19 protein-coding genes, 2 tRNA genes and 1 other RNA gene are annotated in these 21,975 nt (G+C 71.1%); 12 read left to right on the top strand and 10 right to left on the bottom strand.

Features of this window, described 5'->3' with window-relative positions:
* The first annotated feature begins 30 nt into the window (after window positions 1-30).
* Window positions 31-570, top strand: coding sequence for a M48 metallopeptidase family protein (locus ABD976_RS17245; RefSeq protein WP_345364349.1), 540 nt, complete (start codon window positions 31-33; stop codon window positions 568-570).
* 124 nt (window positions 571-694) lie between these two features.
* Here ABD976_RS17245 and ABD976_RS17250 read toward each other — a convergent pair whose 3' ends face one another.
* Window positions 695-2,080 (bottom strand): zinc-dependent metalloprotease, encoded by a 1,386-nt coding sequence (locus ABD976_RS17250; RefSeq protein WP_345364351.1) that lies wholly within the window; start codon window positions 2,078-2,080, stop codon window positions 695-697.
* Between the two features lie 106 nt (window positions 2,081-2,186).
* Here ABD976_RS17250 and ABD976_RS17255 point away from each other — a divergent pair, with 106 nt between their 5' ends.
* On the top strand, window positions 2,187-3,212 hold the full coding sequence (locus tag ABD976_RS17255; protein ID WP_345364353.1) for a YlbL family protein: 1,026 nt from the start codon (window positions 2,187-2,189) through the stop codon (window positions 3,210-3,212).
* 39 nt (window positions 3,213-3,251) lie between these two features.
* On the opposite strand, the gene ABD976_RS17260 is transcribed toward ABD976_RS17255, so the two are convergent.
* On the bottom strand, window positions 3,252-3,785 hold the full coding sequence (locus tag ABD976_RS17260) for a PPA1309 family protein (protein WP_369775671.1): 534 nt from the start codon (window positions 3,783-3,785) through the stop codon (window positions 3,252-3,254).
* A 198-nt stretch (window positions 3,786-3,983) separates the two neighbouring features.
* Here ABD976_RS17260 and ABD976_RS17265 point away from each other — a divergent pair, with 198 nt between their 5' ends.
* The 3 genes from ABD976_RS17265 (at window position 3,984) to ABD976_RS17275 (ending at window position 7,383) form a co-directional block, all read left to right on the top strand.
* The gene (locus ABD976_RS17265) at window positions 3,984-6,890 is read left to right on the top strand and encodes a UPF0182 family protein (RefSeq protein WP_345364395.1); all 2,907 of its coding nucleotides are present in this window, start codon (window positions 3,984-3,986) and stop codon (window positions 6,888-6,890) included.
* Window positions 6,891-7,043: 153 nt separating this feature from the next.
* A tRNA-Met gene (locus tag ABD976_RS17270) sits at window positions 7,044-7,120 on the top strand.
* 186 nt (window positions 7,121-7,306) lie between these two features.
* Window positions 7,307-7,383: transfer RNA gene (locus tag ABD976_RS17275), tRNA-Met, on the top strand.
* 279 nt (window positions 7,384-7,662) lie between these two features.
* Here ABD976_RS17275 and ABD976_RS17280 read toward each other — a convergent pair.
* Window positions 7,663-7,881, bottom strand: a complete 219-nt coding sequence (locus tag ABD976_RS17280; protein WP_345364357.1) for a hypothetical protein — start codon at window positions 7,879-7,881, stop codon at window positions 7,663-7,665.
* Window positions 7,882-8,202: 321 nt separating this feature from the next.
* On the opposite strand from ABD976_RS17280, the gene ABD976_RS17285 reads away from it, so the two are divergent.
* From ABD976_RS17285 to ssrA, 7 genes are all read left to right on the top strand, one after another.
* Window positions 8,203-8,700: a PadR family transcriptional regulator gene (locus ABD976_RS17285; RefSeq protein ID WP_345364359.1), complete on the top strand. Its 498-nt coding sequence runs from the start codon at window positions 8,203-8,205 to the stop codon at window positions 8,698-8,700.
* 89 nt (window positions 8,701-8,789) lie between these two features.
* Window positions 8,790-9,896 carry a peptide chain release factor 2 gene (gene prfB, locus ABD976_RS17290; protein WP_345364361.1) on the top strand — a complete coding sequence of 369 codons (1,107 nt, stop codon included), beginning with the start codon at window positions 8,790-8,792 and terminating at the stop codon, window positions 9,894-9,896.
* A 95-nt stretch (window positions 9,897-9,991) separates the two neighbouring features.
* Window positions 9,992-10,681 (top strand): cell division ATP-binding protein FtsE, encoded by a 690-nt coding sequence (gene ftsE / locus ABD976_RS17295; protein WP_345364363.1) that lies wholly within the window; start codon window positions 9,992-9,994, stop codon window positions 10,679-10,681.
* Window positions 10,682-10,752: 71 nt separating this feature from the next.
* On the top strand, window positions 10,753-11,655 hold the full coding sequence (gene ftsX, locus ABD976_RS17300; protein WP_345364365.1) for a permease-like cell division protein FtsX: 903 nt from the start codon (window positions 10,753-10,755) through the stop codon (window positions 11,653-11,655).
* Window positions 11,656-11,697: 42 nt separating this feature from the next.
* Entirely contained in the window at window positions 11,698-12,174 is a 477-nt protein-coding gene (smpB, locus tag ABD976_RS17305; RefSeq protein WP_345364367.1) for an SsrA-binding protein SmpB, read from the top strand.
* A gap of 5 nt (window positions 12,175-12,179) precedes the next feature.
* Window positions 12,180-13,079, top strand: a complete 900-nt coding sequence (locus ABD976_RS17310) for an amidohydrolase family protein (protein WP_345364369.1) — start codon at window positions 12,180-12,182, stop codon at window positions 13,077-13,079.
* 88 nt (window positions 13,080-13,167) lie between these two features.
* Window positions 13,168-13,542, top strand: a transfer-messenger RNA (tmRNA) gene (gene ssrA, locus ABD976_RS17315).
* A gap of 106 nt (window positions 13,543-13,648) precedes the next feature.
* Here the strand turns inward: ssrA and ABD976_RS17320 are convergent.
* The 7 genes from ABD976_RS17320 to ABD976_RS17350 form a co-directional block, all read right to left on the bottom strand.
* Window positions 13,649-14,443, bottom strand: coding sequence for a hypothetical protein (locus ABD976_RS17320; protein ID WP_345364371.1), 795 nt, complete (start codon window positions 14,441-14,443; stop codon window positions 13,649-13,651).
* Between the two features lie 11 nt (window positions 14,444-14,454).
* Window positions 14,455-16,542 carry a hypothetical protein gene (locus ABD976_RS17325; protein WP_345364373.1) on the bottom strand — a complete coding sequence of 696 codons (2,088 nt, stop codon included), beginning with the start codon at window positions 16,540-16,542 and terminating at the stop codon, window positions 14,455-14,457.
* A 5-nt stretch (window positions 16,543-16,547) separates the two neighbouring features.
* On the bottom strand, window positions 16,548-17,510 hold the full coding sequence (locus ABD976_RS17330) for a hypothetical protein (RefSeq protein WP_345364375.1): 963 nt from the start codon (window positions 17,508-17,510) through the stop codon (window positions 16,548-16,550).
* A gap of 58 nt (window positions 17,511-17,568) precedes the next feature.
* Window positions 17,569-18,270, bottom strand: coding sequence for a Crp/Fnr family transcriptional regulator (locus ABD976_RS17335; protein WP_345364377.1), 702 nt, complete (start codon window positions 18,268-18,270; stop codon window positions 17,569-17,571).
* 114 nt (window positions 18,271-18,384) lie between these two features.
* Window positions 18,385-19,638, bottom strand: a complete 1,254-nt coding sequence (gene fmdA, locus ABD976_RS17340) for a formamidase (RefSeq protein ID WP_345364379.1) — start codon at window positions 19,636-19,638, stop codon at window positions 18,385-18,387.
* Between the two features lie 12 nt (window positions 19,639-19,650).
* The gene (locus ABD976_RS17345) at window positions 19,651-19,932 is read right to left on the bottom strand and encodes a zinc ribbon domain-containing protein (protein ID WP_345364381.1); all 282 of its coding nucleotides are present in this window, start codon (window positions 19,930-19,932) and stop codon (window positions 19,651-19,653) included.
* Between the two features lie 79 nt (window positions 19,933-20,011).
* The gene (locus ABD976_RS17350) at window positions 20,012-21,925 is read right to left on the bottom strand and encodes a UvrD-helicase domain-containing protein (protein WP_345364383.1); all 1,914 of its coding nucleotides are present in this window, start codon (window positions 21,923-21,925) and stop codon (window positions 20,012-20,014) included.
* Window positions 21,926-21,975: the final 50 nt, after the last annotated feature.

Here is a 21,975-nt window from a genome sequence, read left to right on the forward strand (position 1 = left end):
TGTCGGGCCGACTCGCTAGGGTCGCCAATCGTGGCTGAACCCCAGGTCGAGGTGCGCCGCAGCAAGCGACGTCGGCAGACGGTGAGCGCCTACCGGGACGGTGACAAGATCGTCGTCCTGCTCCCGGCCCGGATGTCCCGCGCGGAGGAAAAGCGCTGGGTGGCGGACATGCTGAGCCGGTTGCAGCGGAGCGAGACGCGCCGCCGCTCACCCGCCCGCGAGTCGGACGAGGCGCTGGTGCGGCGGTGCCGCGAACTGGCCGCCCGGTACCTCGACGGGCGGGCCGAACCGAGCGGGGTCCGGTGGGTGGCACCGATGCGCACGAGGTGGGCGTCGTGCACCCCGAGCGAGGGAACGATCCGGGTCAGCCGACGCCTCCGAGATGTACCCGGATGGGTGTTGGACTACGTGCTCGTGCACGAGCTGGCGCACCTGCTGGTCCCCGGCCACGGCGCGGACTTCTGGAAGTGGGTGCGGCGCTACCCGAAGACCGAGCGGGCCATCGGCTACCTCGAAGGGCTCTCCGCCGCCGCGCACCTCGACCTGGGCCTGGACGCGGACGAGGACTGAGCACCCGCGCGCCTCTCAGCGGCCCGCCGTCGAGCCCGCGGGGCCGTGCTCGCAGAACCCGCGCGCAGGCACGGGCCGACCGCTCCCGGGCCCGGGGCCGCTGCCGGGCAGCGGCCCGCTCGCCTCAGCTCTCGTCGTCGCGGCGCTGGTCGTCCTCCTCGCCGCGGGCCCGCTCGTCGGCTTCCGCGCGGCGGATCGCGGCGATCGGGTCGTCCAAGTCCGCCGAACCGGACTCCCAGCGGTCGGCGAAGTCCAGCGGCTCGTCCAGGTCGGCGCTGCCGGGCAGCAGGTCCGGGTGGTCCCAGACCCGGTCGCGGCTCTCCAGGCCGTGCCGCTCGGTGAGCAGCCGCCACAGGTTCGCCGCGTCGCGCATCCGCCGGGGGCGCAGTTCGAGGCCGATGAGGGTGGCGAAGGTCTGCTCGGCCGGTCCGCCGGTGGCGCGGCGCCGCCGCACGGTCTCGCCGAGCGCGCCCGCCCCGGGCAGCCGCTCGCCGATCGCGTCCGCGACGACCACGTCCACCCAGCCCTCGACGAGGGCGAGCAGCGTCTCCAGCCGGCTCAGCGCGGCCTGCTGCTCGGGCGTGTTCTTCGGCTCCAGCATCCCGGAGCCCATCAGCTCCTGCATCGACTCGGGGTTGGTCGGGTCGACCTTGCCCGCGAGCTCCTCCAGCGCCGAGGTGTCGACGTGGATGCCGCGCGCGTACTCCTCGACGGTGGCCAGCAGGCGCTGCCCGAGCCACGGCACGTGGGTGAACAACCGGTGGTGCGCCGCCTCCCGGGCCGCCAGGAACACCGTGGCCTCGCTGATCGGCCGGTCCAGGCCCTCGACGAAGCGCTCGATGTTGGCGGGCAGCAGCGCCGCGGTGCCCGTCGGGGCCAGCGGCAGGCCGACGTCGGTCGAGGTCAGCACCTCGCCGCCGAGCTGCGCCATGCTGTTGCCGAGCTGCGAGCCGAAGGTCATGCCGCCCATCTGGCCGAGCATCGACAGCAACGGCCCGGCGGCCTGCTTGGCCTCCTCGGGCAGCGCCTCCAGCCAGGCGTTGGACATCCGCTGGGCGACCGGGTCGCAGAGCCGCCGCCAGGTCGGCAGCGTCTTCTCCACCCAGTCCACCGACGACCAGGTCTGCACCGAGCGCACCCCGGCGGGCAGCGACGTGGTGGGGTCCAGCCACAGCTCGGCGAGCCGGACCGCGTCCTCGACCGCCCGCACCTGCTCCTGGCTCGGGCGCTCGGTGCGGTTGCCGGAGTGCAGCTGCTGCACCGCGAGCTGCTTGGCCAGGTCGTAGTTCACCGGCCCCGTGTCGCCACCGGCCCCGGAGTGGCTGAGGGCCTGGCCGAGCTGGGTCAACATCTGGCCGAGGGAGCCCAGGTCGAAGTTCGGCATGCCGCCGGGTCCGGGCATGCCGCCGAATCCGAAACCGGGCTTGTCCCCGGAGCCACCCTCGGACGAATTCCCCTTGTCGGGGTCGTCGGGGTCCTGCGGGCCGAACCCGAACGGCAAGTTGGTCATAACACCACCGTACGCGGCCCGGGCCGCTCTGCTGAAGGTGTCCGGGCCGGTGGCGGCCCCCGGCGGCCCCAACATCGCCGAGGGCGAACACGTAGGCTGTCGCCTCGTGAATCGCCGCACGTGGACGCTGCTGACGAGTGTCGTACTGGTCGCCGCATTCGGGCTGCTCGGTGCGTTCGTCCGGGTGCCGTACGTGGCGCTCGGCCCGGGACCGACCTTCAACACCCTGGGGTCGGACGGAGGCGCTCCGGTGATCTCGGTCGAAGGCGAGCGGACCTACCCCACCGCCGGGCACCTGAACATGACGACGGTGTCGGTGACCGACCACCTGTCGATGTTCGGCGCGCTCGGGCTGTGGGTCAGCGGTCGCTACGCGCTGGCGCCCCGCGAGCTGTACTTCCCGCCGGACAAGACCGAGCAGGAGATCGAGCAGCAGAACACCGCCGCGTTCAGCGATTCGCAGACCGTCGCCAAGACCGCCGCGCTCAGCCACCTGGGCTACCCGACCGAGGTCGTGGTGGACCGGATCGTCCCGGGCAGCCCGGCCGAGGGCCTGCTCGCCCCGGGCGACCGCGTGCTGTCGGCGAACGGCAAGCCGGTGCCGGACGCGGCGGCGCTGCGGACCGCGCTGACCGGCACCACGCCCGGCACCGAGGTCCCGATCGAGGTGCAGCGCGGTGACGAGCAGCCGCGGACGGTGACCGCGCGGCTCGGCGAGAACCCCACCGGCGACCAGCAGGGCTTCCTCGGGGTGGCGGCCGCCGAGCGCGCGGACGTCGACTTCGACGTGCAGATCCGGCTCGCCGACGTGGGCGGTCCGTCCGCCGGGCTGATGTTCGCGCTGGCGATCATCGACAAGCTCACCCCGGGCGAGCTCAACGGCGGCCGGTTCGTCGCCGGGACCGGCGAGATCTCGGCCACCGGCGACGTCGGCCCGATCGGCGGCATCCCGTTCAAGATGACCAAGGCCCGCGAGGCGGGGGCCACCACCTTCCTGGTCCCGGCGGGCAACTGCGCCGAGGCCGCGGCCCAGGCCCCCGAGGGCCTGCAGCTGGCCAAGGTCGGCACCCTCGACGAGGCGCTGGCCGCCTTGGAGGCCCTGCGCAACGGTCAGCAGCCCGCCGGCTGCTGAGCCCCCTCCCGGGCGGCACCCGGCCTCGCGCGGCAGCGGTCAGTCGAACGTGGCGTGCAGGGCGTGCAGCAGGTTGGGCGCGATCTCGGCGCCCTGGACCAGGTCGTCCTCGCCGTCGCCGGTCGCGCGCAGCCGCATCGCGCAGGCCTCGCCGCCGCCGCGCAGCACCGCCGCGACCAGCCGGGCCTCCCGGCGGTCCGGGTGCTCCGCGGCCGCGGTCCGCGCCGCCTCCGGGTCGTCGGGCAGTCCGGCCTCGGCCTCCGGCGGGAGCACCACGATCTCCTGGACCAGCGCGCAGCCGGTGACCTGGTCCGGCCATTCGAGCTGGGCCAGCGCCTCGGCCAGGTCCCCGCTCGGCAGCGACTCCTGCGCGATGGGGGTGAGCGGGGCGTCGGGGTCGACCTGGTCGGCCAGGCCCGGTTCGGCCGCCAGCAGGTCGCGGGTCGCGACCAGGGCGAACACCTGGGTCGGCTGGTCCCAGCCGCCGGTGTGCGCGAAGTCCTCGATCTCCCGGGCGGCGGCGGGCAGCGCCTCGACCAGCTCCGCGGGGCTCTCCGTTGTCATGGGCGCCATGCTCCCAGCAGCGCCTCGGGACCGGTGCAGGCGCCACGACCAGGGATGATTCCGGGCTGCTTTGTCCGCTTCTTCCATTTCGCGATGGCGCTTCCGGGAACTTCCGGGTGGCATCGTAGAGTTGAACATCACGTGGGCTGCCGGGATGGTACGGCCGCCCAGGCCCGATGAACGTCACCAGGAGCGTGCGCTGTGGCCATGCGGCCCCCGGTCGGAATGCCGAAACTGTCCCGGCGAAGCCGAATCCTGCTGATCCTGGGCGGCATAGTGCTGGTCGCCCTGATCGCCGGATCACGGCTGCTGGGCACCTATGTCAGCTGGTTGTGGTTCGGAGAGGTCGGGTACCGGGGGGTGTTCACCACCCAGATCCTGACCCGGCTGGGGCTCGGCGCCGGGGCCGCGATCTTCGTCGGCGGCGTGCTCGCCCTCAGCCTGTGGCTGGCCTACCGGGCCCGGCCGGTGTTCGTGCCGGTCAGCGGGCCGGAGGACCCGCTGGCGCGATACCGGACGGTGCTCACCGAGCGCTCCCGGCTGTTCGCCATCGGCGTACCGGTGCTCGTCGGGCTGATCGCCGGGCTCGCCGCGCAGGCGGACTGGCAGACCTTCCAGCTCTTCGTGAACAGCGTGCCGTTCGGCCGGACCGACCCCGAGTTCGGCAACGACATCAGCTTCTACACCTTCCAGCTCCCGTTCTACCGCTTCCTGCTGACCTGGGCGTTCGTCGCGGTGGCCGTGTCCTTCATCGGGGCGCTGGTGGTGCACTACATCTTCGGCGGCATCCGGCTGGCCGGGCGCTCCGGGCAGCTGTCCACCGCCGCGCGGATCCAGCTCGCGGTGCTGGCCGGTCTGTTCGTGCTGCTCAAGGCGGTCGACTACTTCTTCGACCGGTACGACCTGCTGCTGTCGAACCGGAGCAACCTGTTCACCGGTGCCAGCTACACCGACCTGAACGCGGTGATGCCCGCGAAGCTGATCCTGGTGTTCATCGCGGTGTTCTGCGCGATCGCGTTCTTCGCGGTGATCTTCTTCCGGAACCTGCAGATCCCGGCGCTGGCGACGGTGCTGCTGGTGCTGTCCAGCGTGGTGCTCGGGGCGGTGTGGCCGGCCCTGATGGAGCAGTTCTCGGTCCGGCCGAACGCCAACCAGCGCGAGGCCCAGTCGATCGAGCGGAACCTGGAGGCGACCAAGAACGCCTTCGGGATCAACGACGACAAGGTCGACTTCGTCGACTACCCCGGCCGCACCGAGCTGGCGCCCGCCGCGGTCGCCGACAACAAGGGCACCATCCCGAACATCCGGCTGCTGGACCCCAACGTGCTGTCCGACACGTTCACCCAGCTCACCCAGCAGTACAACTTCTACGGCTTCACCGAGAAGCTGGACGTCGACCGCTACCGCGACGAGAACGGCCAGCTGCAGGACTACCTGGTGGCGCTGCGCGAGATCAACACCGACGGGCTGGCCGCCAACCAGCAGAACTGGCTGAACCGGCACACCGTCTACACCCACGGCAACGGCTTCATCGCCGCGCCCGCCGACCGGGTGGACTCGACCTTCGACGAGGGGGCCTCCCAGGGCGGCTACCCGGTCTTCGAGATCAGCGACGTGGCCAACAACGGCCAGGGCGCGATCCCGGTCGAGCAGCCCCGCGTGTACTACGGCGAGCTGGTGTCGGACTACGCGATCGTCGGCAGCGAGCCGGGCGAGGCGCCGCGCGAGTACGACACCGACACCCGGCAGTACACCTACACCGGTGAGGGCGGCGTCCCGATCGGCAACCTCTTCCAGCGGGCCGTGTTCGCCGCCTACTACGGCGAGCGGAACTTCCTGTTCAGCGGGGTCATCGGGGAGAACTCGAAGCTGATCTACGAGCGCAACCCGCGCGAGCGGGTGCAGAACGTGGCGCCGTGGCTGAAGCTCGACGGCGACCCGTACCCGGCGGTGATCGACGGCCGGATCAAGTGGATCATCGACGGCTACACCACGCTGAACAACTACCCGTACTCGGAGCTGACCTCGCTGGGCGAGGCCACCAACGACTCCCTCACCGGGGTCGCCAGGCAGCCCAACCAGCAGGTCAACTACATCCGCAACTCGGTCAAGGCCACCGTCGACGCCTACGACGGCACCGTGGACCTCTACGCGGTGAACGAGAACGATCCGGTGCTCAAGGCGTGGCAGGGCGTCTTCCCCGGGGTGGTGAAGCCGGCCAGCGCGGTGAGCCCGGAGCTGCGCGAGCACTTCCGCTACCCGGAGGACCTGTTCAAGGTGCAGCGCCAGCTGCTCACCGAGTACCACGTCGACAACCCGGGTGACTTCTTCTCCAACCAGACGTTCTGGGAGGTGCCCGGCGATCCGACCGGCGGTGGCGGGCCCGGCGCGCCGGAGGCGGCCGACCAGCCGCCGTACTACGTCCTCGCCCAGACCCCGGGCCAGGACCAGCCGACGTTCCAGATCACCAGCGCGCTGACGGCGCTGCGGCGGCAGAACCTGGCGGCCTGGGTGACGGCGTCCTCGGATCCGCAGAACTACGGCGACCTCACGGTGCTGAGACTGCCGACGAACACCCAGACACCGGGTCCGAACCAGGTGCAGAACCAGATGGAGTCGACACCCGAGGTCACCGAGAACCGGACGCTGTTCAACAACCCGAACGTGACGGCGATCTTCGGGAACCTGCTCACGCTGCCGGTGGCGGGCGGTCTGCTCTACGTCGAGCCGATCTACATCCAGCGCAACGAGGCGGAGTCGTACCCGCAGCTCGCCCGCGTGCTGGTCTCCTTCGGCGGTCGGGTCGGGTTCCACGAGACGCTGGAAGGCGCGCTGGACGAGGTCTTCGGCCAGGGCGCCGGGCAGGCGGCGCAGGATCCGAACCAGCGACCGCAGCAGCCGCCGGAGGACCCGGGGCAGCAGCAGCCGCCCGGGCAGCAGCCCCCGGGGCAGGACTCGCCGGAGATGTCCGCGGCGGTGCAGCAGATCGACGCGGCGCTGGAGCGGGTCCGGCAGGGCCAGCAGTCCGGCAACTTCGCCGATCTCGGCGCCGCCTACCAGCAGCTCGACGAGGCGATCCGCCGCTTCGAGGAGCTCAACGCCGCGGGCGGCTGACCGGCCGGTGCGCAGGTGCCAGGGCGGTGGTCGCGAGGCGACCACCGCCCTGCCGCCGTTCGGGTGGTCGACGGCCGCGCACCTTCCGCGACCAGGCGATTTGCACTAGGCTGGTGGGGTTCGCTAGAGTGATGGCACAACAGCAGAACACGGCGCGGGGTGGAGCAGCTCGGTAGCTCGCTGGGCTCATAACCCAGAGGTCGCAGGTTCGAATCCTGTCCCCGCTACCAACGTCAACGGCGGTGTGCTCCCGGCACACCGCCGTTGCGCATTTCCCTGTGCGGGCCGCGCCGCGCGGTCGGCACCGCGCAGTGGCGGCGACGAGGCCGCTGAGCGGGGATGATCGCCGAAACCGACCCCCCTGCGAAGGGCTTCGGACGGGCGTGTAGAGTTCACGGCACAACAGAAAAACACGGCGCGGGGTGGAGCAGCTCGGTAGCTCGCTGGGCTCATAACCCAGAGGTCGCAGGTTCGAATCCTGTCCCCGCTACCAACGTCAACGGCGGTGTGCTTCCAGCACACCGCCGTTGCGCATTTCCCGGGGGTGCTGCCCCCGCCTTCGACCCGGTCCGCGGAGCGGCTCGCGACCGCGCGGCCACCGCCGGGGGCGCTCAGCAGGTCCGGCGCCTACGGAGGCCACCCCGGACCATCGGCCTGTGGCAGGCTCCTGCGGTCTGGGGCCGCGTTCGGGGCAGGCGCTCAGAGACCTTCGGCGTTGCGTTCTTCAGAGGCCTTCGGCGCTGTGCTTCAGAGGCCTTCGGCGCTGCGTTCTTCAGAGGCCTTCGGCCCAGCGGCGCGCGCAACCGGGCGAGCACACCCGTCCGTCGCCGCGCACCACGCCGTGCCGCCGCATCGACCGGCCGCACACCATGCACGCGTCCGTCTCGACGTCGAGTTGCGCGGGTACCAACGACTTGGCCCGGGCGGTGACCTTCGTGGATACCTTCGTCCTGCTCGCCGAGAGCTTGGTCCGCAGCCAACTGCGATGCACGTCCGCACCTCCTGTTCGCACGCGGGCCGCCGGTCGGTCGGCCCGTGTGCAGAGTGCAGTGGCACGGGCCCGTCGAGGCAGCCCCCAACCCGTGATAGCACCTCTTCGCGCACGGAAGAACCCCCGGACAGGCGACGTCGTCGCCCGGTGGTCGCCCTCCGTGTCCGGAACCCCGGCCGGACACGGAGGGCGACCGCCTGCCGCCGGACCTCGCGCCAATGGCCCAATCGCTCGTCCACTCGGACCAGTCGACTGCAACCACAGTGGACAGAAACCCGGACCACTGTGGACAGCATTCCGCCGACGTGGCACCGTTGGGGTGTGACCGAGCTGAATGCGACCTCCGCAGCCCTGCTGGGGCTACTGCACGAAGGGCCGAAGACCGGTGGCCAGCTTGTCGCTGCCGCCACCGAGCGCTTCGGCGGGTTCTTCAGCGTGACGCGCAGCCAGGTGTACCGCGAGCTGCCGGCGCTGACCGACGAGGGACTGCTGCGCCTCGGCAAGCAGGGTCCGCGCTCCAGCCAGCAGTACGCGATCACCGCTGCGGGCAAGCGCGCCTTCAAGTCGTGGCTGAACACCGAGCCGGGGCCGGACAACGTCCGCAGTCCGCTCATCCTGCGGCTGGTCTACTCGGGTTCGCTGACGCCGAAGCAGCGGGCGAACCTGGTGGAGTCCGCGCGCGCCCAGTACGCGGTGAAGCTCGACGAGGCCAGGACCGGGGCCAAGGCCACCACCGACCCCTACGAGAAGGCGGCGGCCGACTTCACCGTGGCCTACAACCGGGCCATCATCAAGCTGCTGGACGCCATCCCCGAGTGATCGGCGAGCGGGCGGTCCCGGCGGGGCCGCGATCGCCCGCGCGTGCCGTCCTCGTCGCGGGCCGCACCTGGTGAAGTACGCTGAGCACCGTGAATCCCGACGTCGCCGCTGAGCTCAAGGAATTGTCCAACACCCTCGAGGGCATCGAGGCCGTGATGGACGTGGACGCGTTGCGCGCGAAGATCGCGGACCTGGAGGCCGAGGCGGCCAAGCCCGACCTCTGGGACGACGTCGAGCACGCGCAGAAGGTCAGCAGCCAGCTCGTGCACCGGCAGTCCGACCTGCGCCGGGTCACCGAGCTCCGGCAGCGGGTCGAGGACCTCGAGGTGCTCTACGAGCTCAGCGAGGCGGAGGGCGACGACTCGGGCCTGAGCGAGGCCGACGAGGAGCGCGACCGGCTGCGCCAGGACCTCGGCGCGCTGGAGACCCGCACCCTGCTCTCCGGCGACTACGACGACCGCGAGGCGATGATCACCATCCGCGCCGAGGCGGGCGGGGTGGACGCCGCGGACTTCGCCGAGATGCTGATGCGCATGTACCTGCGCTGGGCGGAGCGCCACGAGTACGCCGTCGAGGTCTACGACACCTCCTACGCGGAGGAGGCGGGGCTCAAGTCGGCCACCTTCCGGGTCAACGCCCCCTACGCCTACGGGACGCTGTCGGTCGAGCAGGGCACCCACCGGCTGGTCCGGATCTCGCCGTTCGACAACCAGGGCCGCAGGCAGACCTCCTTCGCCGGGGTCGAGGTGCTGCCCTCCGTCGAGGAGACCGACCACGTCGAGATCCCGGAGAAGGACATCCGGGTGGACGTGTTCCGCTCCTCGGGTCCGGGCGGGCAGAGCGTGAACACCACCGACTCCGCGGTGCGCATCACGCACGGCCCGACCGGCATCGTGGTGTCCTGCCAGAACGAGAAGTCGCAGCTCCAGAACAAGGCCGCCGCGATGCGCGTGCTGCAGTCCAAGCTGCTGGCCCGCAAGCGCGAGGAGGAGCGCGCCGAGCTCGACGCCCTCAAGGACAGCGGGTCGAGCTGGGGCAACCAGATGCGCTCCTACGTGCTGCACCCGTACCAGATGGTCAAGGACCTGCGCACCGAGCACGAGGTGGGCAACCCGGAGGCGGTGCTCGACGGGGAGATCGACGGCTTCCTGGAGGCGGCGATCCGCTGGCGGCGTCGGCAGGAGTCCGCGGCCTGATCCGGCCTGCCCGTCGACGGGCAGGTCAGCGGCCTCGGTGCCGCCGGTACGGGTGAGCGACGTCCCTCGAACGGCCGCAGGTAAACTCACGCCCCGTGATTCGGCTTGAGCACGTGTCAAAGGCGTACAAGACGTCGACCCGACCAGCGCTCGATGACGTCTCCGTGGGCATCGACAAGGGCGAGTTCGTGTTCCTGATCGGCCCCTCGGGGTCCGGGAAGTCGACGTTCCTGCGGCTGCTGCTGCGGGAGGACGTGCCGTCCCGCGGTCGGGTCTTCGTCGCCGACTGGAACGTGGCCAAGCTGCCGCGGCGCCGCGTCCCCCGGCTGCGCCAGCGCATCGGCTGCGTCTTCCAGGACTTCCGGCTGCTGAACAACAAGACCGTCGCGGAGAACGTCGCCTTCGCCCTGGAGGTGATCGGCAAGCCCCGGCACACCATCCGCAAGGTGGTGCCGGAGGTCCTCCAGCTCGTCGGCCTCGACGGCAAGGCCGACCGGATGCCGCACGAGCTCTCCGGTGGCGAGCAGCAGCGGGTCGCGATCGCCCGGGCGTTCGTCAACCGGCCGCTGGTGCTGCTGTGCGACGAGCCCACCGGGAACCTCGACCCGGACACCAGCCAGGACATCATGCTGCTGCTGGAGCGGATCAACCGCACCGGAACCACCGTGGTCATGGCGACCCACGACCACGGGATCGTCGACTCCATGCGCCGCCGCGTCGTCGAGCTGAGCCTCGGCCGGGTCATCCGGGACGACGCCCGCGGCGTCTACGGCGTCGGTCGCTGAGCGAGTCCCCCGAACGACCCGGCGGTCGCCCCCGCTGCCCCCGAAACCCCAGCCAGGAAAGCTGACACAAGATGCGCGCGAGCTTCGTATTCAGCGAGGTCGTCAACGGCCTTCGTCGCAACGTGACGATGACCATCGCGATGATCCTGACGACGGCCATCTCGGTCGGCCTGCTCGGCGGCGGTCTGCTCGTCGTCCGGATGATCGACAAGATGCAGGCGACCTACCAGGACCAGGTCGAGGTCGTGGTGTTCCTGACCGACGACGTCAGCGCCAACGACACCAGCTGCGACCAGCAGCCGTGCGCGTCCCTGAAGTCGGAGCTCGAAACGACCTCCGGGGTGGAGTCGGTGACCTTCGAGAACCGCCAGGAGGCGATGGACAACTTCGCCCGGGTGTTCGAGTCGCAGCCGGAGCTGGTGGAGGTCGCGCGCGCCCAGGCGCTGCCCGCCTCGCTGCGGTTGAAGCTGGACACGCCGGAGCGCTTCGCCGCGCTCGAGCAGCAGTTCGGCGACCGGCCGGGCGTGGACCGGGTGGTGGACCAGGCCACCTACCTGGAGCAGATGTCCACCATGCTCAACGGGGTGCGCAACACCACGTTCGCGATCGCGCTGGTGCAGGCCTTGGCGGCGCTGCTGCTGATCTCCAACACCATCCAGCTCTCGGCGTTCACCAGGCGCACCGAGACCGGCATCATGCGGCTCGTCGGCGCGACCCGCTGGTACACCCAGCTCCCGTTCCTCCTGGAGGCGGTGGTGTCCGGGCTGATCGGCGCGGTGCTGGCGATCGGCGGGCTGCTGGTGGCGAAGGCCGCCTTCATTGACCAGGTGATGGCGCCGTTGTCCGGCACGGGGGTGATCCCGGAGATCACCTACGGCGACATCGGCGTGGTGTCACCGATCCTGCTGCTGGTGTCGGCGGTGGTGTCGGCGATCACCGGCTACGTCACGCTGCGCCTCTACGTCCGGTTGTAGCGGTTCGGAAAACCGGGTGACGGGACGGCTAGAGTTGTCCTCATGGTGAAGGAACGCGGCCGCAAGGTGATCGCGCAGAACCGCAGGGCGCGGCACGACTGGTCGGTGCTCGACACCTACGAGGCCGGCATCGCGCTGACCGGCACCGAGGTCAAGAGCCTCCGCCAGGGCAAGGCGTCGCTGGTCGACGGTTTCGCGACCGTCGACGACGGCGAGGTGTGGCTGCGCAACGTGCACATCCCGGAGTACACCGAGGGCACCTGGACCAACCACGAGCCGCGCCGGTCCCGCAAGCTGCTGCTGCACCGGCACGAGATCCTGCGCCTGGTCGGCAAGATCAAGGAGACCGGGCTCAGCCTGGTGCCGATGTCGCTGTACTTCTCCGACGGCAAGGCGAAGGTCGAGCTGGCGCTGGCCCGGGGCAAGAAGGCCCACGACAAGCGGCAGGACCTGGCCAAGCGCGACGCCGAGCGGGAGATCCAGCGCGAGATGGGTCGCCGGGCGAAGGGCATCCGCTGACGGTGGTGGGACCGGCCGACGACGCCCAGGTCCGCGGCTGGGTCGCGGACCTGGGGCTGCCCGGGCTGGTCGACCTGCACACCCACTTCCTGCCGGAACGCGTGTTGCGCAAGGTGTGGGCGTTCTTCGACCAGGCCGGGCGGCACTACGGCACCGAGTGGCCGATCTTCTACCGGCACGCCGAGCGGACCCGGATCCAGGTGCTGCGCGACCTGGGGGTGACGACGTTCGCGCCGCTGGTCTACCCGCACAAGCCGGGCATGGCGGCGTGGCTGAGCGGGTGGGCCCGCGAGTTCGCCGCCCGCACCCCGGGCGCGGTCCCGACCGCGACGCTGTACCCGGAGCCGGGGGTCGCCGACTACCTGGCCGAGGCGTTGCGCGCCGGCGCGCGGGTGGTGAAGGTCCACGTGCAGGTGGGCGCGTTCGACCCGCGCGATCCGGAGCTGGACGCGGCCTGGGGGCTGCTCGCCGAGGCCGGCGTCCCGGTGGTGGTGCACTGCGGGGACGGCCCCCGGCGCGGGAAGCACACCGGGCTCGACGTGTTCGAGGCGGTGCTGCGCGCCCACCCGAGGCTGGTGGCGGTCCTCGCGCACGCCGGAATGCCCGACTACCCGGGTGCGTTGGACCTGGTGGAGCGGTACCCGAGGGTGCACGTGGACACCACGATGGTCGGCGTCGGCTTCTCGGAGCGGTTCGCGCCGCTGCCCGCGGACTGGCCGTCCCGGCTGGTCGAGCACGGGGACCGGGTGGTGCTCGGCACCGATTTCCCGAACATCCCCTACAGCTACGCCGAGCAGCTCCGGGCCATCGCCGGGTGGGCGGCGGCCGACGAGCGGCTGGGGGACCCGTTCCTCCGGGCTGTGCTCCACGACACCCCGTCTGACCTGCTAGAACTCCGGACGTGATCGATTCGCGGGATAAGGGAATGATCCGGCCGGGGGGACGCGTTATCCTGGGTGCGCCGGTGAGAGCCGGTGGAACGAGAAGGGACATGGGGGTGAACGGTTTCGACTCCGTACGTTGAATCGAGGGAAGCGTGCCGGTGCAGGCGAGAGACCACCGTGAAGCGTCGTCGCAACTCAACAAGCGCCGACAAGAGTCAGCGCGAGTTCGCCCTCGCTGCCTGATCAGCTAGGAGCGACTCTGTCGGACCGGGAGCGCCTCCGGCCCGGAATCCGGCATCAGCTAGGAGGCTCGCACCGCCAGATCCGGTCGCGGGATCTGGTGGGACATCGAACAGCGACTGGGCTCATCACACCGGCTTGTCCGCGTGACCGGTGGAGCCGAGCAGAGGTATAGCGGACTGCGCACGGAGAAGTCTCGATGAGGCGACGGAGGACCCGGGTTCGATTCCCGGCACCTCCACCACCTGCGAAGGGGGCCGACAGCCGTCGGCCCCCTTCTTCGTGCCCGGACGCGGGGCGCCCAGCCGACGGGGCCGACGCTCGGCCCCGCCGCGTCGGTCCAGGACTCCTCAGCCCGGGACTTCGGACCGCTCAACCTCCGCCGGCGCCGTGGCGCCGAGCCTGTGCAGCCGTGCGCCGAGGTCCCGACGACCGTATTGGTCGAACAGCGTGCTCAGGACCCGCTCCGCGTGCGCGCGCGCCCCGTCGTTGAGTTCCTCCCACAGCTCGTTCAGGAGCCGGCCGGCGGAGTCCTGCTGCTCGGGTGCCAGGAGCGCGCGCAAGGAACGAAAGCGTTCGGCGACGTGCGGCAGCTGATCGGTCTTGTCGGGGTTGTCGACGAACCACCAAGCGGTCGCCTGGAGCGGATCGGTGAGCAAAACCTGCATCCGCCGCTCGCCCATGCTGCGCCGGTCGTGTTTCCACGCGTCGATGAGCTCCTGCTTGATCGCCTCGTCCCGGGCGGCGACCGCGGCCACGAGGCCCGGGTCGGCATCCACCGAGTGGCAGTGCGCGCGCGCTTGCACCAGGGTGTTTGAGATCGGCTGCCACGGGATCAGCACCTCGTTGAGCTGGCCGAGCAGCCGCTCCGCCTCGGTCAGCTTGCGCTCGCGACTGATGTCCTCGGCGCGCCGCCAGATGCCCTCCCGGGCGATCTGCAACAAGCTGGCCGGTGGTGGTTCCTGCTCGCTGGCGCCCTCGACGACGAGTGCGGCGGTGAACTGGAGGGCGCAATCGGCGCTACTGAGCACAAGCTCGGTTTCGACGCGATATATCGGTTGTTGCTGGTCCGGCGTATGCCGTACGGTCCATCTTTCCGATGCGTTCTCGGCGTCCACGGGGCGCCACGGCGTGTAATCGATCACGGAGACTGCTCCTACTGCCATACGGGATCGACTTCGTCGAGTCGAGTCCACAGGTGTTTGACGGTCTCGGACAGGCCGTCTTCTTCGGGTGTGCCCGCGCTCAGCGCGGAACCGCTGAATCGGCTCGCGTACTGCAACTGGGAGATCCGGCGCGACTCGTGCCCGGTGGCCGTCACGAGCGACTCGACCATGGCCACGCCCGCTTCGGCGTGGGCGGTCGCCGCGGTGCGAAGCCAGCTCTCCACGGCGAGGCGCAGGATCTCGGGTGGCATCGAGAGCAGCGCTTGCTGCCAGAACGACGTCGCGGTATCGGAATCCACTTCCCAGCCGCGCTCGGCGAGCACTTCGGAGACGCTCTCGGCCACCAGCTCAAGCCGCTCGGGCGGGGCCGCGTAGAACCATTCCTCCAGGTACTGTAAGAAGGCCGATGGACCAACTTCGGCGGCGAGTTGACGAACCGTGGCGCGGGCCGAAGACGCCACCCCCCGGTGGGCCGAACCGACCAAGTGCTTCAGCCGGGTGAATGCCACCCGGGGGAATTCCGCACCGATACCGGCGCAGACGTCGACGGCGAGCAGCTGCAGTACCGGCCTCCCGGTCTTCGACCAGTCCAGCAGCTTCTTCCGGATCGGCCGACCGAGCGATGGGTCGGTCGCCGCCGTGGTCAACAGCCGCGCGGCGATCGAGCGCCGGTAGGGCTCGGGCCACCGCGGCGAATTCTCGTGCGTCCGGTCGCCGGGCAAGACCCACCGCACCGCGAGGTCGATGACCAGGCCGGGGCCGGCTTCACCGGCGAGAGCCGCTGTGCGGTCGGCGAGCTGCTCCAGTGCCGTGCTGTCCATGTCCCGGAGCACCCCGGGGAGTTCGCCCATCCAATCGCGCATCGGCCAGCGGAGCATGTGGTGTTCCCGCCAGACGTGCTTGAGGATCCAGGTGCCTAAACCCGGCTGTTCGAAGGTGCGGGTCGCGGAAACGAACTTCTGCTTGCCGAGTTTCGACAGCGTGACCACGGAGCTCGGTCGCAGCAACGGTGGGAGTTCCGGGGACGGGATCGAGCTGTGCGCCATGGCGAGATCCGCGGCACTGACGATCGCGTCCCCGGATGCGCCTTCGAGGGCGGCAGCCGCCAACAGCAAGGCGATCCACTCGGCGTCCGCAGCGGCTTGATGCTCCTCGATCACGGTGCGGAGGTCATCGCTCCATCCGCCCTGCTCCTTGTGCAGCCATTCGTCGAGCGCCGGTACAGGTGCGGTGCCCTGCGCCACCCGGTCGGCGATCCAATCCGCGAGCTCCTTCACCTTGGGCGGCCACAGGAGGCTAAAGGACTCGTGCGTACCGGCCCGTGCCAACAACGAGTCGACGGCGGGGAGCCCGTCGAGGTAGTGGGCGAGCACCTCCGCGGGGGAGGGGCGCTGGAGCCGGTGCAGCCGTTCCGGGAACCGCTCGTCGAACTGGCGGGCATGCTCCTGCGGCACGATGATGATCAGGAAGCTGCGGCGTTTCGCGAGGTGGTCGGTGAATTCCGCGAGACCGCGGAGGACCCGGTCGATGTCTTCGCTCGCGGCCTCGCGCATGTCGAGCAGGACCGCGGCGGGTTCGTGCTCGGAAAGCAGTTCTTCCGGCGTGAAGTGGAATTCGGAATCCACGAGTTCCTCGCGAACGACGAGGGCATGCGGAACGAGGTCACGCAGCTCCCGCCCCAGCACCAAGCCGGCGGCGAACTGCCCTCCAGACTCCTCCTCGGCCGCGAGGATGATTAGGCCGCGGGTAAGCAAGGCGTGGAACGCGGTGCCCGGCCGGTTTCCCAGGAGTCCGGCTGGCGGCACGTACTTGTTCGCCAGCCGATCCAGCGCCTCAGGATCCTGGAGCCCACGCCCGCCCTGCTGCCGCACCCGGGGAGTGGTCACCTGGCCAACCAACTCGCTGTTGAGGACGACGGCTCCGCGGAAATCGAGGTGGGAGGCGTAGGCGTCCCGGCTCGCGGTCACGTTGTCGTGGCCGTCCACGGTCGGCGGAGCCGGCGCCGCCTCTTCGGGAAGCGGAGACGCGAGCGTTGCGGACAGCGGCGGATCGAGGATTCCGAAGGAGTCGAGGTCCACGTCCCTCACCGACCCGTCTCGTCGCCGTTGACGCCGATGCGCCGTCCGCTGGAGGCCCCGTAGTTGGAATCGCCCGCTGTGCGGAACGTGCCTGAGAACTCCTGCTTGCCCGAGGACTGGTCGATGACGTCCCGTCCAGCTGTGACGTTGTGCCGGCCGTTCACCGCGACACGGCCGTGCACATCGGTGGAGCGGTCGCGGATACTCCCGTTCACGTCTCGGCTCTGCACGATCGTCTCCCCGTCCCCATCGCTGCGGTTGGACACCGACGCAGCCTGGGCCTCGGCTGTCGCTCCCGGTCGGTCGACGAGCAAGCCAGCGGTGAGCAGTTCGCCCGATGGGGCGGGTACGCGCAGATACCCCGTAGCGGTGTAGTTCTTGGCTTCGACGTGTAGCGGGGCTTCGACGAACTCGGTGGGACGCCGGGAGGACAAGCCCGCCGCGATGACCGCGTCCATCACGGTCGAGGACACCACGGACGCCACGAAGGTCACGTCCGGGGCGGAACGGTCCAGGAGGGCCCGGACGGCGTCGGCGTCCACCATCCGGCTGGTCGTCACCATGTCACCGCCGACCGGCGAGTCCGTAACCAGCTCGTCGAAGGACTGGAGCGGACCGAGGTGCAGGCTGGCGCGCAGCCGGAGCTCCACGCCGGAAGCGCGGAACTCGCCCGAGCGGCGTCGCAGTTCGCTCTGCAGGGCGTCGAAGTAGCGGTCCACGACGGCTCCCGCGAGATCGGGGCGAAAGCCCAGGAAGTAGCCGTCACCGCGCGGGGCGCGGAAGCGACGGCCGTTCCACAGTTCGTCGAGGGACGCTCGGTCGGCCGCCTGCTGGAGCACGGTGGGCAGCAATGCCGCGATCGTGTTCTGCTGGACGTCGTTGTGCTTGCTGAAGCCGTGCACGTCCACGGCGAGGATTCCGGAGTATTCGCCGAGCGCGCCGTTGTTGTCGGGAAGTTCCCAGTCCACGGGTTCGCCTCCATCGGTCGAGGGGGTGACACCAACAGAGGCTGCCCGGGTGCGCCGTTCAGTTCTGTCCAGAAGTGGACACATCGGGACTTCGGTGCGCGAGGATCGCCGGGACGTCGTCCACGTGCAGCTTCCCGCGCGAGATGCCGACCAGGCCGTTGCTCTTCCAGTCGGCCAGCACCGGGGTGATCGCCGAGCGGGCCAAGCCGAGCGCGGTGGCGAGCTCTTCCTGCGACATCGCGATGGTGGTGGCCGCCGGGTGGTCCGGACCGGCGGCCCGGATCAGCGTGACGATCAGGTCGGCGAGGCGGGACGCCGTGGTGCGGTGGGCGAGCTGCCACGCGTGGGCTGCGCTTTCCCGCACCTTCCCCAGGACGTAGCTGTTCAGCTGAGGTCGTACGCCGAAGTGTTCGGCGATGGCGTGGAACCGCTGGTCGGAGAGCTTCGAGGTGATGCCCGGTTCGATCGCTTGCACGGTGGCCGACCTGGGCCGCCCGTCCAACCCGGAGAACTCGCCGATCACGTCTCCCGGTCCGCGCACCGCCAGCATGAGCTCGCGACCGTCCGGTTCCGAGTACACCACTTTCAGCCGACCGGACACGCACACCAGCACCCACCCGCCGGGTTCGCCTTGGCGCAGCACCCGGTCCCGGGCGCGATGGGTGGTGCGAACCCCGTCCTGGACGAAGGTCGCCCACGCGTGCGCAGGGATGAGGGATCGGAATCCGCGCGGTCGACGGAGATCGTTGGCCTCGCTCACGCCTTCGTGTGTAGTGCGCGGCCCCTTCGGGCGGGGACGACGTGGCGCGAGATCACCCGAAGGGGCCTGCGACCGGTCGACCGCCGCCGGTGCCCCTCACCCGGCTCCGCGTCCTCAGGTGGGGGAGTGGGGTGCGCCGATGCCGGGGTCGATGCGGTGCGGGCCGGTGGCCGAGGGGCGCACGTCGAAGTCGAAGATGGCGGTCGGGAGGTAGAGGGTCGCGCAGGAGTTCGGGATGTCGACCACGCCGGAGAAGCGGCCTTCGACGGGCGCGGCGCCGAGCAGCAGGTACGCCTGCTCGGGGCGGTAGCCGAAGGTGGTGAGGTAGTCGATCGCGTGCAGGCAGGCGCGCTGGTACGCCAGTTGGGAGTCCAGGTAGCGCTGCTCACCGTCGAGGGTCACCGACGTGCCGGAGAACGCGAGCCACTCGCTGTACTGCGGGTCGGTGTTGCCGGGCAGGAAGATCGCGTTCTCGGACACGCCGTAGCGGTCCATGCCGCCCTTGATCAGGTCGACGCGGAGGTCGAGGAAACCGCCCATCTCGATCCCGCCGCAGAAGGTGATCTCGCCGTCGCCCTGGGAGAAGTGCAGGTCGCCGACGGAGAAGTTCGCCCCGGGTACGAAGACCGGGTAGAACACGCGGGTCCCCCTGGTCAGGTTCTTGATGTCCTGGTTGCCGCCGTTCTCCCGCGGCGGTGCGGTGCGGGCGGCCTCGGCGGCGACCCGGTCGCGTTCGGCGCCGGTCAGGCTCCCGAGGATCGCGTCCTGGGGTTCCGGTGGCAGCGCCAGCGGCGGGACGCGGTCCGGGTCGGTCGCGATCAGCGCGGCTTCGCGGGCGTTCCACTTCGCGAGCAGCTCCGCCGACGGAGCGGTGGCCATCAGGCCCGGGTGGGTGATGCCGGTGAACGAGACCCCGGGGACGTGCCGCGAGGTGGCGGTCTGGCCGGTGAAGTCCCACACCGCCTTGTAGGCGTCCGGGAACCGGTCGACCAGGAACGAGCCGCCGTTGCGCCGGGCGAAGATCCCGGTGTAGCCCCAGCCCTGGCCCGCCAGCGGTCCGGAGTCCTCCTGCGGCAGCGGTCCGACGTCGAGGATGTCCACGACCAGCAGGTCACCCGGCTGGGCACCGCGGATCGCGAAGGGGCCGGACAGGGCGTGCACCCGCGACATCGGTGCGTCGCGGACGTCGTCGGCGGAGTCGTCGTTGCGGATGGCGCCGTCGAACCACTCCCGGCAGTGCACCCGGAACTCGTCCCCGGGCCGGACCTCGACCACGGCGGGGATGTCCGGGTGGTACCGGTTGTGGCCGACGATCCGCTGGTCGGCGAATCCCCTGGTGGAGTCGAGCGGGAAGACGACCTCGGGCATGGCGGGACCCCCTCACGGACGTGGTAGGTGCCGGTGCTTCGGGTTGGTGGTGACACCGCCGCGCCCGCGACGGGGCGGCGGCGCGGACACCACCGCGGGCCGTTCGCGGGTCTGCTCGGTGCGGTCGATCAGCGCCGTCCGCGAGCGCGCCGCCCCGGTGAGCGACACCGCGGTGAAGACCCGGGGCGCGGCCGAGTGGCACGTCGGGCACGGCTGTTCCGCTGCGGCGGAGCCGATCGGGTGGGAGCGGTCGAAGGCGCCGTGCGCCGCGCACCGGTACTGGTAGATCGCCACGCCGGTCCTCCCCCCGAAGCCCTCCACCATTGGAGCACCGCCGCGCCCGCGGCGCCGACTCGGCGGCGGCGGGCGGTGCTCAGCGGGTGGCGATCCAGAGGTAGTCGCGGGCCCGGGTCATGGCGACGAGGCGGTGGCGTTCGCGGGCTTCGCGTTCGTCGCCGCGGTCGCCGCCGTGGTGCTGCTCGTCGGGGAGGAAGACCGAGCGGAACTCGGTTCCCTTGGCGCGGTGGACGGTGCCGACGTGGCAGCACCCGCCGGACCGGCGGTCCCAGCGGTCCAGCGGCTGCACCGGGATGCCGGCCGCGCGCAGCACCTGCTCCCAGCGGTCGGCGGCGGCGCGGGTGCGGGTGAGGACCACGGCGTCGGTGGGGTCGTCGAGGGCGCGCAGCGCGGTCAGCAGCGCCTGTTCCTGGTCGGTGCCGGTCCACTCGACGACCTGGCCGCCGCCCAGCACCGGGTGCGCGGCGGCGAGGTTCACCGTGGGCCCGCCGTCGAGGTCGTCGAACCGGTTGATCGCGGGCAGCGCGCCCGCGCGGTCCACGATGGCGCCCCGGTTCCGGTAGTTGCGGCGCAGGATCTCACCGCGCCCGCGCAACGCGATCCCCGCCTCGGACAGTCGCCAACCCCCGGGGTAGACCTGCTGCTGGCCGTCCCCGATGAGCAGGAGCTGGTTCGGCCCGTCCCCGCTGAGGGCGTGCACCAGGCGCAGCCCGACGAGCGTGAGGTCCTGGACCTCGTCGACGACCACCGCCGCGTACGGCCGCGGGAGCGGGTGGCGGCCGAGCTCGGCGAGGGCGCGCATCAGCACGTCGTTGTGGTCGAACGCGCCGCGCTCGGAGAGCTCCCGCTCGTACTCGCAGTAGAACCGCCAGACCTGGCTGCGCACCGCGGCGGGCAGGTGGGTGCCCCGGCCGCGCCGCGCCAGCGTCCGGTAGACCTCGAACTCCCGGATGCCGCGGCCCTTGATCACCCGCTCGACCTCGGCCCGCCAGTAGTGCTTCGAGGGCCGGTGCGCGCGCAGCGGCTCGGCCAGCGGGGACCGCCACACCGCGGTGAACGCCGCGTCGACCCGCGGTTCGTCCACCTCGGCGTCGCGCCCGCGCGCGGCCAGCAGGTCCCGCGCCAAGGCGTGCAGGTGGACGAACTCGATCCGCCGCTCCAACTGCGGGGCCAGCGACCGGAAGTCCTCCTTGGCGATGCGCGGCAGGTTGTGCACGTGCGTGGTGAACAGCAGCCGCCCGGTGGTGCGCCGCGCCAGGTAGGCCAGCCGGTGCAGCGCGAGGACCGACTTGCCGGTGCCCGCCGGGCCGGTGATCCGCGCCGGACCCGAGTAGTGCCTGCGCACCACGCCGAGCTGGGTGTCGTCGAGGAAGGTCCGCCAGTCCCGGAACGGCTTGTCCAGCGCGCGTTCCACCCGCTGCGCGCGCACGTCGGCGACCTCGAACAGCCCGGGATCGCCGCGCTGGCCGGGGACCACGGCCGGGTTCCAGTCCGGCCGCAGGTGCTCGGCGCGGTCGTCCAGGTGCCGCGCCACCGCCCGCACCTCCTCGGCGGTCAGCACCGGATCACCGCGCCGCAGCGCCCGGTCCAGTTCGGACTCGCCGAGCACCAGGTGCTCCCCGGAGCGGCCGAACCCCGCGGCGCCTTCCGGGTGCACCACGACGGTGCGGACGACGGCTTCGGTGAGCAGCCCGCGCGGGCCGCCGACCCCGGCCAGCAGCTCGGCGACCCGGACGAACGCCGCGCGGGTGTCGGCGAGGTCCGGCGGTTCCGCGCGCAGCAGCACCACCAGCACGCCCGGCGGACCGACCAGCACCGCGTCCGGCAGCGCGGACCGGCTCCGCAGCAGGTACCAGCCGTCCTCGGCGCGCATCCGGGCCAGCACCCGCCGCATCCACGGCGGCTCGCCGGTGGCCGACCGGTCCTGCTGCTCGTCGCGGGGGTGGAACGTCCCGGTCACGGCACCTCCCAGCTCGACCGCGGTGGGCACGCTCCGGTCGACCCTAGAGGTTCGCGGCGCCGATGTCGGAGGTCGCGGCG

The sequence above is a fragment of the Saccharopolyspora cebuensis genome (assembly GCF_039542665.1).
GTDB classification, from domain to species: domain Bacteria; phylum Actinomycetota; class Actinomycetes; order Mycobacteriales; family Pseudonocardiaceae; genus Saccharopolyspora; species Saccharopolyspora cebuensis.